The sequence below is a fragment of the Amorphoplanes friuliensis DSM 7358 genome (genome assembly GCF_000494755.1).
Classification (GTDB): domain Bacteria; phylum Actinomycetota; class Actinomycetes; order Mycobacteriales; family Micromonosporaceae; genus Actinoplanes; species Actinoplanes friuliensis.
Genome location: NC_022657.1, coordinates 8,557,870 through 8,569,861, shown reverse-complemented (window position 1 = coordinate 8,569,861; position 11,992 = coordinate 8,557,870). Strand labels below are relative to the sequence as shown.

11 protein-coding genes are annotated in these 11,992 nt (G+C 70.1%); 7 read left to right on the top strand and 4 right to left on the bottom strand.

Annotated elements, in window-relative coordinates; translation table 11 throughout:
- The first annotated feature begins 43 nt into the window (after nt 1-43).
- The 3 genes from AFR_RS44670 (at nt 44) to AFR_RS39520 (ending at nt 1,919) form a co-directional block, all read left to right on the top strand.
- On the top strand, nt 44-247 hold the full coding sequence (locus AFR_RS44670; protein WP_023562456.1) for a hypothetical protein: 204 nt from the start codon (nt 44-46) through the stop codon (nt 245-247).
- 193 nt (nt 248-440) lie between these two features.
- On the top strand, nt 441-1,181 hold the full coding sequence (locus AFR_RS39525; RefSeq protein WP_023562455.1) for a M50 family metallopeptidase: 741 nt from the start codon (nt 441-443) through the stop codon (nt 1,179-1,181).
- Nucleotides 1,182-1,259: 78 nt separating this feature from the next.
- Nucleotides 1,260-1,919, top strand: a complete 660-nt coding sequence (locus AFR_RS39520; RefSeq protein WP_023562454.1) for a M50 family metallopeptidase — start codon at nt 1,260-1,262, stop codon at nt 1,917-1,919.
- Here the strand turns inward: AFR_RS39520 and AFR_RS39515 are convergent, their stop codons facing one another.
- Nucleotides 1,920-3,497, bottom strand: a complete 1,578-nt coding sequence (locus AFR_RS39515; protein ID WP_041841482.1) for an acyl-CoA carboxylase subunit beta — start codon at nt 3,495-3,497, stop codon at nt 1,920-1,922.
- Between the two features lie 1,173 nt (nt 3,498-4,670).
- Between AFR_RS39515 and AFR_RS39510 the strand changes: the two genes are divergently transcribed.
- The 3 genes from AFR_RS39510 to AFR_RS39500 are packed head-to-tail and all read left to right on the top strand — an operon-like array spanning nt 4,671 to nt 7,913.
- Nucleotides 4,671-6,401, top strand: coding sequence for a hypothetical protein (locus AFR_RS39510; RefSeq protein ID WP_148308210.1), 1,731 nt, complete (start codon nt 4,671-4,673; stop codon nt 6,399-6,401).
- Nucleotides 6,402-6,433: 32 nt separating this feature from the next.
- Nucleotides 6,434-7,294 (top strand): biotin--[acetyl-CoA-carboxylase] ligase, encoded by an 861-nt coding sequence (locus AFR_RS39505; RefSeq protein WP_023562451.1) that lies wholly within the window; start codon nt 6,434-6,436, stop codon nt 7,292-7,294.
- 4 nt (nt 7,295-7,298) lie between these two features.
- Nucleotides 7,299-7,913 (top strand): PH domain-containing protein, encoded by a 615-nt coding sequence (locus AFR_RS39500; protein WP_023562450.1) that lies wholly within the window; start codon nt 7,299-7,301, stop codon nt 7,911-7,913.
- Here AFR_RS39500 and AFR_RS39495 read toward each other — a convergent pair.
- The 3 genes from AFR_RS39495 to AFR_RS39485 all read right to left on the bottom strand — a co-directional run bounded on the left by AFR_RS39495 (nt 7,840) and on the right by AFR_RS39485 (nt 9,844).
- A complete protein-coding gene (locus AFR_RS39495; protein ID WP_023562449.1) occupies nt 7,840-8,403 on the bottom strand; it encodes a GtrA family protein in 564 nt (187 codons plus the stop codon). The genes AFR_RS39500 and AFR_RS39495 overlap by 74 nt on opposite strands.
- Before the next feature lie 62 nt (nt 8,404-8,465).
- Nucleotides 8,466-9,029, bottom strand: coding sequence for a GtrA family protein (locus tag AFR_RS39490; RefSeq protein WP_238547191.1), 564 nt, complete (start codon nt 9,027-9,029; stop codon nt 8,466-8,468).
- Nucleotides 9,030-9,052: 23 nt separating this feature from the next.
- Nucleotides 9,053-9,844, bottom strand: coding sequence for a sigma-70 family RNA polymerase sigma factor (locus AFR_RS39485; protein WP_023562447.1), 792 nt, complete (start codon nt 9,842-9,844; stop codon nt 9,053-9,055).
- Nucleotides 9,845-10,154: 310 nt separating this feature from the next.
- Between AFR_RS39485 and AFR_RS39480 the strand changes: the two genes are divergently transcribed.
- Nucleotides 10,155-11,960: a phosphoenolpyruvate carboxykinase (GTP) gene (locus AFR_RS39480; RefSeq protein ID WP_041841481.1), complete on the top strand. Its 1,806-nt coding sequence runs from the start codon at nt 10,155-10,157 to the stop codon at nt 11,958-11,960.
- Nucleotides 11,961-11,992: the final 32 nt, after the last annotated feature.

Sequence of the window (11,992 nt, the reverse complement as noted above, 5' to 3'; positions counted from 1 at the left end):
AGGTGAATGGGTATTCATCGGTCACCACTCATGGAGGTGCAAGATGATTCGACGACACGGCAAGAGGCCCACGATCGCGTTGTGGATGCTCGTCGCGATCGCCGATGTAGCGCTCGTCATGGCAGCTGTCGGCACGCTCGCCGTGCTGTTCACCGTCGCCGTGGCAGCAATCCTCGCCGGAGGCGTCCTCATGCTCCAGCGCCGCACGACTCCCCAGCAGGAGTCCATCCTGCGCCGCCGCGCTTAGGGGGTGTCGCGGGGGCCAGGACGGCCTGCGCCGGGCCCAGCTTCCGCCTCGCTGCGCGGACCGAAAGCCCGGATACAACACCGGTATCCGACCTTCCGGCCCACTGGCGACGCGAAACCTGGACCTCGCCGCAGACTCGCCCTGACCCCCGCGACACCCCCTGACCGGCGCTGATCGACTACGCTCGCGGGCTGTGTCGATCGACTCGGTAAGTGACCTCTGGGACACCCTGCTCGGTGCCCAGCCGGACCCGCCCGGCCTGCTCGTCCTGGTGACGGCGGTGATCGCGCTGGTCGTGGTCTCGTTCCGGCCGCTGTGGCGGGTCGCGCGCAACGCGATCACCATCGCCCACGAGGGTGGCCACGCGCTGGTCGCCCTGCTCACGGGGCGCAAACTGCGGGGCATCCGGCTGGAGTTCGACACGTCGGGGCTCACGCTCTCGGCGGGTCGCCCGACCGGCCCCGGCATGATGTTCACCCTGCTGGCGGGCTACATCGCGCCGTCCCTGGTGGGTCTCGGCGGCGCCTGGCTGCTCGGCGGCAATCGCATCACGCTGCTGCTGTGGCTGGCCGTGGTCCTGCTGCTGCTCATGCTCATCAACATCCGGAACGTCTTCGGTGCGGTGTCCGTCCTGGTCACCGGCGCGATCGTGTTCGGGGTTTCCTGGTACGCGTCCGCGCAAGTCCAGGCCGCTTTTGCGTACGTCGGTGTGTGGTTCCTGCTGATCGGCGGTGTGCGCCCGGTCTTCGAGCTGCAGAAGTTGCGCGGTCGCGGTCGCATGCCGGAGTCCGATGCGGACCAGCTGGCCGGCATCACGCACGTACCGGCGATCTTCTGGGTGGGTGTTTTCCTCGTCGTTGATCTTGCGGCGCTGGTGGTCGGCGCGTTCATGCTGGCCGGCCAGTGGTTGCCCGCTGTCAGCAACACGCCCTGACTTGAAGTAGCCGGACGGCAACACTTTGAGTATCCGGCGGTGATGTGGCTTGCCGGTGACCGTCAGTAGCGTCGGACCATGGCGGGTTCTCTGGGTCTGGCCTGGACTTCCGGCGTGGTGGCCTGGGTGGCCGCCGTGCCGTTGTGGCGGTTCACGCAGCACACGATCGCGGTCGCGCACGAGGGCGGCCACGCGATGTTCGGCGTCCTCTTCGGTCAGAAGGTCCACGGCGTCAGGGTGACCGCCGACGGTGGCGGCGAGACGCGTTTTTCGCCCAGCATGCCGTGGCTCGCCGACCTGTTCATCACCCTGGCCGGTTATCTCGGGCCGTCCGCACTCGGCCTCGGCGGAGTGTTTTTGCTGGCCCGCGGACAGCCCGAGATGGTGCTGTGGGCGAGTGTCGGCCTGCTGGCCGTCATCCTGCTGATGATCCGTAATCCGCTCGGGTTTGTCGCCGTCATCGGTACGGGCGTGGTGCTCTACTGGGTCGCCCGGCACTGGCCGGACCCGGCCCAGCTGGCCTTCGGCTACTTCTGGGTGTGGTTCCTGCTCATCGGCGGCGTCCGGACGATCACCGGACTGTTCTGGGCGACCTACCGGGACGACCGGGGTTCCGACGCCGCGATCCTGCAGAAGCTCACGGTGCTGCCGGACATCTTCTGGCTGGCGCTCTTCTGGCTCGGCACGATGGCGGCGCTGGTCTACGGCGGCGCCACCCTGCTGCACCTGCGCTCCTGATCAGAGCGGGATGTTGCCGTGCTTCTTCGGCGGCAGCGTCTCCCGCTTGCTCCGCAGCATCCGCAGCGCCCGCGTGACCTGCGCGCGGGTCTCCGACGGCTTGATCACCGCGTCCACGTAACCCCGCTCGGCCGCGATGTACGGGTTCGCGAGTGTGTCCTCGTACTCCTTGATCAGCTCGGTACGCAGCGCCGCCGGGTCGTCGGCTTCGGCGAGCTCGCTGCGGTACAGGATGTTGACCGCACCCTGGGCGCCCATCACCGCGATCTGCGCCGTCGGCCAGGCGAAGTTCATGTCGGCGCCGAGGTGCTTCGAGCCCATCACGTCGTACGCGCCGCCGTACGCCTTGCGGGTGATCACGGTGACCTTGGGGACGGTCGCTTCGGCGTACGCGTAGATCAGCTTGGCTCCGCGCCGGATGATCCCGTCCCACTCCTGGCCGGTGCCCGGCAGGAAGCCGGGCACGTCGACGAAGGTCAGCACCGGGATGTTGAACGCGTCGCAGGTCCGCACGAAGCGGGCGGCCTTCTCGGACGCCGCGATGTCGAGCGTGCCGGCGAAGTGCATCGGCTGGTTCGCGACCACACCGACCGGGCGGCCCTCGACACGACCGAACCCGACCACGATGTTCTGCGCGTACAGCGGCTGGACCTCGAGGAAGTCCTCGACGACGGCCTCGACGACCCGCTTGATGTCGTAGGGCTGGTTCGCCGAGTCCGGGATCAGCGAGTCCAGATCAAGATCGGCTTCGCCCGCCACCAGGTCGGCGGTCTCCTCGAGCACGGTCGGTTCGTCCAGGTTGTTGCTGGGCAGGTACGACAACAGCGCCCGTACGTAGTCGACGGCGTCGTCCTCGTCGCTCGCGAGATAGTGGGCGTTCCCGCTGCGGGAGTTGTGCGTGCGTGCGCCGCCCAGCTCCTCCATGCCGACGTCCTCGCCGGTGACCGTACGGATGACGTCCGGCCCGGTGATGAACATGTGCGACGTCTGGTCGACCATCACCGTGAAGTCGGTGATCGCCGGGGAGTAGACGGCACCACCGGCGCACGGACCCATGATCAACGAGATCTGCGGGATGACACCGCTGGCCCGGACGTTGCGGAAGAAGATGTCGGCGTAGAGCCCGAGCGCGACCACACCCTCCTGGATGCGCGCGCCGCCGGAGTCGTTGATGCCGATGATCGGGCAGCCGATCTTCATGGCCAGGTCGAGCACCTTGACGATCTTCTCGCCGAACACCTCGCCCAGCGAGCCGCCGAAGACGGTGAAGTCCTGCGAGAACACGCACACCTGGCGGCCGTCGACCGTGCCGTGACCGGTGACCACACCATCGCCGTACGGGCGGTTCTTCTCCAGCCCGAAAGCGGTGGACCGGTGCCGGGCGAGTCCGTCCAGCTCCACGAATGAACCCTCGTCGAGCAGCAGCTCGATGCGCTCACGGGCGGTCTTCTTGCCGCGGGCGTGCTGCTTCTCGACCGCGCGGGCCGAACCGGCGTGCACGGCCTCGTCGATGCGCCGCTCGAGATCGGCGAGCTTTCCGGCCGTGGTCTGGAAGTCGTCCTGCTGCGCCGTCACGATGCCCTGTCCTTCGCTCGCCCCCGCATGCCCCGAAGATCGTATCCAGGGTCAGCAGGGGGAAGTGCGGTGCCCGGGCGAGGGGTAGCGCACTTCGGACGTTTCGCACTCAATGCCCCATTCGTTACAACCCCCGTGACGACATGGATGACCCCCGTCGGCGTGGCGTTGATCGTCGGTGGCATCACCACGCTCATCGTTTTCCGCAGGGCCCTCTTCGGCAACGCGCAGAAAACCGCCGCCGAACGGCCCACGACCCGTACCGGCCGCCGAGCCGCCGGCACGGGCGGCGCCCACGCCGACGGTGCTGCCGCGAGCGGGGAAGTCCCTGGTCGTGCTGCCCCGACCCGCAAACAACGCCGCGGCCGGTCCGCCGCCCGCGAGCCGGAACCCACCGCCGTCACACCCCCGGCCCGCTCGAGCTCGGTCTACGCGACGTCGCGCTCAACCGACGACCGCCACCCCGGCGGCGCGGTCCAGGACTCCGGGTCGCGCTCGGTCGGCGATCGGCCGTCCGAGGGGCCGGGCCAGGTTTCCGGGGCGCGCCCGGTGGCCGGCCGGCAATCCGAGGGGCCGGGTCAGATCTCCGGGGCGCGCTCAGTAGGCGGCCGGCAGTCCGAGGGGCCCGGTCAGGTTTCTGGGGCGCGTTCGGTCGGCGGTCGGCAGTCTGAAGGGCCGGGTCAGGTTTCTGGGGCGCGCTCCGTAGGTGGTCGGCAGTCTGAGGGGCCTGGTCAGGTCTCCGGGTCGCGTTCGGTCGGCGACCGGCAGGCTGGGAACGCGCAGGCCGGCGACCGGCAGTCCCGTGGTGGCGCCCCGGCGTCGCGGGCGGGTGCGGGCGGGCGGTCGTCGCGTTCGAAGGGAACGGACGACTCGGGTGACCGGGCCGGCGGGAAGCGGCAGTCCGGCGCGGATCCGCAGGTCTCGCGCCCCGGTCGGCCGACCGACCAGAGAGCGGAAGCTCTGTCGGCGGCGTTGCTGGCCCGGTCGCGCGGAGCTTCCCCCGCGCCGGCGCCTGCGGCCGGCCACCCGGAGGGCGCTCCGGGATCTCGACGTTTCTGGCCCACCTCGGCTCCCGTTTCCGGCGCGGAAACCGGACGATCCGCGAGCGTCGCGCCTGGTGAGGAGCTGTCCGGCCGGATCCCGGTCGTCCCGCCGCAGAGCAGGGACGGTGGAGGGGTGCGTCTGTTCGACGAAGAACCGCTCGCGCCTGTTGCAGTGGCCTCCGGACCCGCCGACGTAAGCCTCCTCGCGCTGGACACCCTGGTACCGGTGCGCAGTGGCGATCCCGAGCTCGACATCGACCCCGACCTGGACCGTGTCGCGGACGAGGAACCTCCGCCGCTCGACCTGGCCGACGACTTCCTGGCCGACCACTTCCTCGACCCCGCCGACCAGGCCCTGCACGAGCACGGCGCTGACGGCCGGCTCCCCGATGAACAACAGTCCGATGAGCTGGGTAGCAGTGATCTCCGGGGGAGTGACGTCCGGGATGGTGATGGTCGCGAGGGCGGGACCCGCGACGTCTGGTCGCCCGGATATCTGGAGACCCCGGAGGACCCCGAGCTGTCGGGTGATTTTGAGGCCGTGGACACCAACGGCGGGTCCGGCTCGTTCACCAGCGCCTTCACCGGCCTCTTCGCCGTCCCCGACGAGGCCGGAGGCACCGGGCCGGACGAGGCCGAAGGCCTCGACGAAGCTGGAGGCGCTGGATCCCCCGAGGCGAGAGGCTCTCTTTTTGCCGTCCCCGACGACGCTGGAGATGCCAGGACGGACGAGGCGGGAGGCTCCCGCTTCGCCGGCCTCGACGAGGTCGGAAGCGCCAGGTCCGACGACGCGGGGGATGCCTTGTTCGCCGGTCCCGAGGCGGGAGATGCCCTCTTCGCCGGATCGGACCGGGCGGGAGACGGCCTTTATGCGGTACCGGACGAGGCGGACCACGCGGCCCTCTTCGGCAATCCAGGTCAACCCGACGAGGCCGCTACAGGCCGCTTCGGCGACACCGGCCTGACAGGGGAAACCGGCCGTTTCGGCGAGCCGGGACGCTTCGACAACCGAAGCGGAGCTGCCGACTCGGGCCGCTTCGACGACCGGGGCGGAGCTGCCGATGGCCGCTTCGACGATCGGGGCGGTGCTGCTGACGCGGGCCGCTTCGATGACCTCGGCGGGCCTGCTGACGCGGGTCTTTTCGGCGACCAGGCAGGCCTGTTCGACGGAGGGCCGGACGACCCGGATCGGCCGTGGGGCAGCCGGGCCGAGTCGCGGTACGGCGACCGGGTCGAAGGCTGGATCCGGCCGGAGTACCGGGACGAGCCCGAGCCGGTCTCCGGCGAGTACTGGACGCCGGTGCCGGAGGGGACCTACGACTCCGAGTACGGCTGGCCGGTGCCGGTGGAGCGTCTGCCCGAGGTGCCGCCGTACCCGGTGGCGGAGGAGGTGGCGGAGGTCGAGTCCGAACCGACGGCCCTCGTGCCGCAGTGGCCGCCGGCGCGGCCGGACGACCGGATCGAGTTGCCGCGGTCGTGGTCCCGCCGGGACGAGATCGCGCACCGTGAGGGCCGTGCCGCCACCGACGACGACGAGTCGCCGGCCGAAGAGGGGCGCGGCTTCTGGCGGGAGGACGCGAACCGGGCCGGGACGCCGCGGTTTCCGGTGAACGAGGCGCGCCCCGATCCGGTTGTCCACGACGACAACGGGCGCCGGGTCGACGACCGGTCGCGCCGCCCCGGCGTGATGGCTCGGAAGCGTCGTGGGCCGGTCGGTGAGGGACCGACCCAGGCGATCCCGGCCATGGAGCTCGGGGAGATGGCAGCCCGGGCCCGTCCCCGCCCGCGGCCCCGCCCGTCCGGTGGGCAGCCCGAGCCGCGCAGCACCGTCTACGTCAGCAGGCACGCGGCCGAGCCCAGCTGACGGCGTGCGGTGGGTGGGCCTACGCTGGGGCGATGGCCTCCTCGCCGTACACCGATCTTGATCGTCCGCCGCTGGCCGAGCGGGCGCTGCAGCGTGCGCTCGTGGTGCCCGGAGGGCTGTGGCAGCGGGTCGAGGTGCGGACCGAGACGGGTTCGACAAACGCCGACGCCGCGGCGGCTGCCCGTGACGGTGCCGCCGGCGGGCTGGTGATCGTCGCCGAGCAGCAGGTCGCCGGGCGGGGGCGCCGCGACCGGCAGTGGGTCTCGCCGGCCCGGGCGGGTCTGACGCTGAGCATCATGGTGCGTCCGGGTGCGGCCGACGCCGAACGGGGCTGGGCGCCCGCGCCGCAGCGCACCTGGGGCTGGTTGCCGCTGATGGCCGGTGTTGCGCTGCTGGAGACCGTGCAGCGTCTCGCCGAGCTGGATGCCTCGCTGAAGTGGCCCAACGACCTGCTGATCAGCACCGAGGCCGGTGACGCCAAAGCGGCGGGGATCCTCGCCGAGGTGGCCGAGGACGCCGTGGTCGTCGGCATCGGCCTCAACGTGACGACACGTCCGGAGGAGCTTCCGACCACCGGTCTGCAGGCGACCTCTTTGCAGACGGCGGGGGCCAAGGCCACCGACCGTGATCCGCTGCTGCGTTCACTGCTGCGGGGTGTCGCCCAGTGGTACGTCGGCTGGCGCGAGGCCGAGGGTGACGCGGAGATGTGCGGGCTGCTGGCCGCGTACCAGAGGGGTTGTTCGACGGTCGGCCGGGACGTGCGGGTGCTGTTGCCGAACGGCGAGGAATTCACCGGCTCGGCGACCACGGTGGACGGTGACGGGCGGCTGGTCGTTCTAACGGCTGACGGTGAGCGGCGCGTCTCGGCGGGGGACGTCCTCCACGTACGCTGACCGGGTGGCGTTCCCGGACGAGATTTTGACCGAGGAGGAGGAGGTTGTCCTCCACCTCCACCCGCATGCGAAGGCGGCCGTCCGTCCGGTTCTGGTGCTGCTGACCGCCCTGGCCGCGGTGATTCTGGTCTGGGTGATGCTGCCGCCGACGACCGGTGGCCTGATCGGTGTGCTGGTGGTCGGGGCGATCGCGCTCTTCATGGGTCTGACCCGGGGTGTCTGGCCGCTGCTGGTCTGGCGGACCACGCATTACGTCCTGACCGACGAGCGGATCCTGCTGCAGGACGGCGTGATCGCCCGCGAGCGCCGGGACCTCCCGCTGAACAGGGTGAACGACCACGCGATGAGCCAGTCGCTGCTCGACCGGCTGCTCGGTTCCGGGACGCTGAAGATCGACTCGATCGGTGACCAGGTCGCGGTGCTGGCGTCGGTGCCGCACGCGCAGCGGGTGCAGACCCTGCTCTACGAGCTGATCGAGACCGACCGTGAGCTACGCGGTGACGGCGACGACGAGGAACCCGGCGATGACCTGCCGCCGGAGCCCGTCAGACAGCGCGACGCTGGGCGTCGATCTCCTTTGCCAACTCCGCGTCCAGGCTCCCGTCGGCCTCGGCGCTGAGCTCGGCCAGACCGGCGACGACGTCCATCTCCGCCACGACGGCCTCGTGCCCGTCGACCGGCGGCTTCAGGAAGACGAAGGTCCTGTACGCCCAGAAGCGGAAGATCGTCGCCACGCCGATGCCCAGCACCGTGACACCCATGAACAGCAGCTCGTCGTGCTGCTCGGTGAGGCCGAAGCCGTACTTGCCGATGGCGACCGCGCCCGACTGGATGACCATGCCGATCAGGTTGAACCCGAAGAACAGGGTGTATTCGCGGCGCAGGGCGCTGCGGGTGTGGTGGCGGTAGGTCCAGTACCGGTTGGCGAGGTACGCGAGGGTCGTCGTCACGAGCGTTGCGACGATGCTCGCCTTGACGGCGCCGATGGGCAGCAGAGCCCAGGTGATCGCCATGTAGAGCAGGGTGTTGCCGGCCCCGATGACACCGAAGGCGAGTGCTTCGGGGGCGAGGGAGCGCAGGCGGTCCGCCAGCGAGCGGGCTGAAGGCATTGGTCAACCTTACGGGGGGAAAGGGCGAGGACGTCGTACCGGACGGGTGGGTGAACCCGACGTCACATTCGCGGAACGGCGCGCGGGGTGCTCGGCGGCGCGGACTGCGGCGCCGGTGCGGACGCGTGCAGGTGTGACTGGACCGGGAGGCCCGGCTCGATCGGGTCCGGGACCACGGTGTCGCCGAACACGAAGCGGCGGTACGACCAGAAGCGGAACAGGGTGCCCACGGCGGTGCCGACGAACTGGCCCGAGATGTTGTCCGCGAGCGGCGTCTGGAACTCCGGCCAGACCTGGCCCAGACCGTAGTGGCTGATCGCCAGGCAGGCCAGGCCGATGCCGAGGCCGACCGCGTTGAGCAGGAAGAACATCGTGTACTGCCGGGCCATGTGCGCGTGCCCGCGGTGCCGCCAGGTCCAGAACCGGTTGCCGAGGAACGCCACGGTCGTCGCGATGACCGTGGAGATCGTCTTGGCGATCAGCGTCTCGCTGCCGGTCTGCAGGAGCACGTTGAAGATGGCCAGGTCGATGGCGAAGGCGATGCTGCCGACGGTGCCGAACTTGCTCAGCTCGCGCACGAGTGCCCCGAAGCGTGCCCGCAGTGCGGGCAGAATCTCGGCAGGCACGATCCCGAGAGTACCGGCGCGGGTCACGGACTGCCGTTTTTGTGAGCGACTCTTAACCCGTCGGTCCCGTTGTGGTCACGCTGCTTGAACGCACGGTAACTACCCTGGTTGATCTCGGTGAGCTCGGCGTGCCGGGCCTGGCAACCTGTGCACCAGCCGAGGTGCGCCTCGAGCCGTACGGCGTCGCGGGGTGCCATGCGTCCGCGGACGTGCCCGCCGAGCCGGTCGCCGGTCCACCGGCACTCGGGCGGGTCCGCCACGGCGACGTGCTGCTGGAGGTAAAGGCGGCGCAGGCCCTCTCGCGCCCGGTGGGCGAGCACGGCGACGGCGTTCGGGGTCAGGCCCAGGTGCGGGGCGACCTCGGCCGGGCTGGCCCCTTCGACCTCGGTGCGCCACAGCACGTCCCGCCACCGGTCCGGCAGCGCCCGGAAGGCACGGGCGGCGTACGTGCGCTCGAGGTGGTCGAGGGCGGGGTCGCGGAACGGTTCGCCTTCGTCGTACCGGGTCAGGTCGTCGGTGAACTCGAGCCGGCGGTCACGCCGGGCCCGGTGGTAACAGACGTGCCGCAACGTCGTGCAGAGGTAGGCACGGAAGGCCACCAGCGGACCGCGCCCGGCGCGCAGCGAGGCGAAGACCTTGGCGAACGTCTCGGCGACCAGGTCGTCGGCATCGGCGGGATCGTGGACGAGCCCGTACGCCAGCGCGCGGGCGGCGGCCCGGTGGCGCTGGTACAGGACGCCGTACGCGGCGGTGTCACCCGCGCGAACGGCGGCCAGCAGATCGGTGTCATCGGTCTCGCCGGCCGGGATCGTCATTCCTGCCTCCTGTAGCGGGGAGTGGGAGGAAAGCCCGATTAGCGGCTAGCTTAGGCCGTTTCGTCCGCTTTGTGAAAGCAGGCTGGAAGCGGTGCAGGAATGCATCCGGCTCGGTGCTCCTGCGCGCTTCTGCATCAAACGGCGAAGGATCGATCGTGATCGCGCACAAACGCCGAGGATTGTGCGGTTGTCCACAAGATTCGCCGATGAACTGAATGTTTCCTCGGCTTAGGCTGACGTGACTCCCGTGACACCGGCCGGCTCCACCGGCCTGGTTCGTCACAGGTCAGTGCCGACCGAAGGGATTCACATGTCTGTGCCCCCCACTGCTCATGCCAAGCTCCTGACCTGGGTCGACGAGGTTGCCGCCCTCACCGCGCCCGACCGCGTCGTCTGGTGTGACGGCTCCGACGAAGAATGGGCGCGGCTCACCGACACGCTGGTCGAAGCCGGCTCGCTGGTGCGTCTCGATCCCGTCAAGCGGCCCAACTCGTTCTGGGCGCGGACCGACCCCGGGGACGTCGCCCGGGTCGAGGAACGCACCTTCATCTGCTCCGTGGATCCCGCCGACGCCGGCCCGACCAACAACTGGACGGCGCCGGACGAGATGAAGGCGACGATGACGGAGCTGTACCGCGGCTGCATGCGCGGGCGCACCATGTACGTCGTCCCGTTCTGCATGGGACCGCTCGACGCACCCAGCCCGATGTTCGGCGTCGAGATCACCGACAGCGCGTACGTCGTGACCTCGATGCGGATCATGACGAGGATGGGCACCCCGGTCCTGGCCGCGATGGGTGACGACGCGGACTTCGTGCCCGCGCTGCACTCCGTCGGCCGCCCGCTGGCCGAGGGCGAAGCCGACGTGGCCTGGCCCTGCAACGAGACGAAGTACATCTCGCACTTCCCGGAGACCCGCGAGATCTGGTCCTTCGGCTCCGGGTACGGCGGCAACTCGCTGCTCGGCAAGAAGTGTTTTGCGCTGCGGATCGCCAGCGTCGCCGCCCGCGACGAGGGCTGGCTGGCCGAGCACATGCTGATCATGAAGCTGACCTCACCCGAGGGGCAGGTCAAGTACATCGCGGGCGCATTCCCGTCGGCGTGCGGCAAGACCAACCTGGCCATGCTCGAGCCGACGCTCCCGGGCTGGAAGGTCGAGACGGTCGGCGACGACATCGCCTGGATGCGGTTCGGCGAGGACGGCCGGCTGTGGGCGACCAACCCGGAGTACGGCCTCTTCGGTGTCGCACCCGGCACGGACCAGCACACCAACCCCAACGCGATGCGCACGCTGGCCCGCGGCAACTCCGTGTTCACCAACGTCGCGCGTACCGACGACAACGACATCTGGTGGGAGGGGATGGGTGAGCCGCCCGCGCACCTGATCGACTGGAAGGGCAACGACTGGACACCGGACTCCGACGAGCCGTCCAGCCACCCGAACAGCCGCTTCTGCACCCCGATCAACCAGTGCCCGATCCTGGCGCCCGAGTACGACGACCCTCGCGGCGTACCGATCGACGCGATCCTCTTCGGCGGCCGCCGCAAGACGACGGTCCCGCTGGTCACCGAGGCCCGCGACTGGGTGCACGGTGTCTACTTCGGCGCAACGCTCTCGTCCGAGACCACCGCCGCCGCGGTCGGCCAGGTCGGCGTGGTCCGCCGCGACCCGATGGCGATGCTGCCGTTCATCGGGTACCACGCCGGCGACTACTTCAACCACTGGATCGAGATGGGCAAGGCGGCCTCCGGCGACGCCGAGAAACTGCCGAAGGTCTTCTACGTCAACTGGTTCCGCCGCGACGAGGACGGCGGCTTCCTCTGGCCGGGCTTCGGCGAGAACTCACGCGTCCTCAAATGGATCGTCGAACGCCTCGACGGCCGCGGCGACGCGATCGAGACCCCCATCGGCCACGTGCCGACCGCCGACGCGATCGACGTGACCGGCCTCGACATCAGCCGCGCCGACCTCGAAGCCGTGCTGCGTGTCGACACCGACGAGTGGCTGGCCGAGATCCCGCAGGTCGAGGAGTGGTTCGCCAAGTTCGGCGACAAACTGCCGGCAGTGCTGTGGTCCGAGCTGGACGCCCTCAAGGCCCGCCTCAACGCCGCGTGATTCCCCGCGCCCGCCTCGTGAATGGGGCGGGC

Bases quoted from the DNA above. Each gene is read 5' to 3' on its own strand.
- AFR_RS44670 (WP_023562456.1), top strand. From the start codon at position 44: ATGATTCGACGACACGGCAAGAGGCCCACGATCGCGTTGTGGATGCTC.
- AFR_RS39520 (WP_023562454.1), top strand. From the start codon at position 1,260: ATGGCGGGTTCTCTGGGTCTGGCCTGGACTTCCGGCGTGGTGGCCTGG.
- AFR_RS39505 (WP_023562451.1), top strand. From the start codon at position 6,434: ATGGCCTCCTCGCCGTACACCGATCTTGATCGTCCGCCGCTGGCCGAG.
- AFR_RS39495 (WP_023562449.1), bottom strand. From the start codon at position 8,403: ATGCCTTCAGCCCGCTCGCTGGCGGACCGCCTGCGCTCCCTCGCCCCC.
- AFR_RS39485 (WP_023562447.1), bottom strand. From the start codon at position 9,844: ATGACGATCCCGGCCGGCGAGACCGATGACACCGATCTGCTGGCCGCC.
- AFR_RS39480 (WP_041841481.1), top strand. From the start codon at position 10,155: ATGTCTGTGCCCCCCACTGCTCATGCCAAGCTCCTGACCTGGGTCGAC.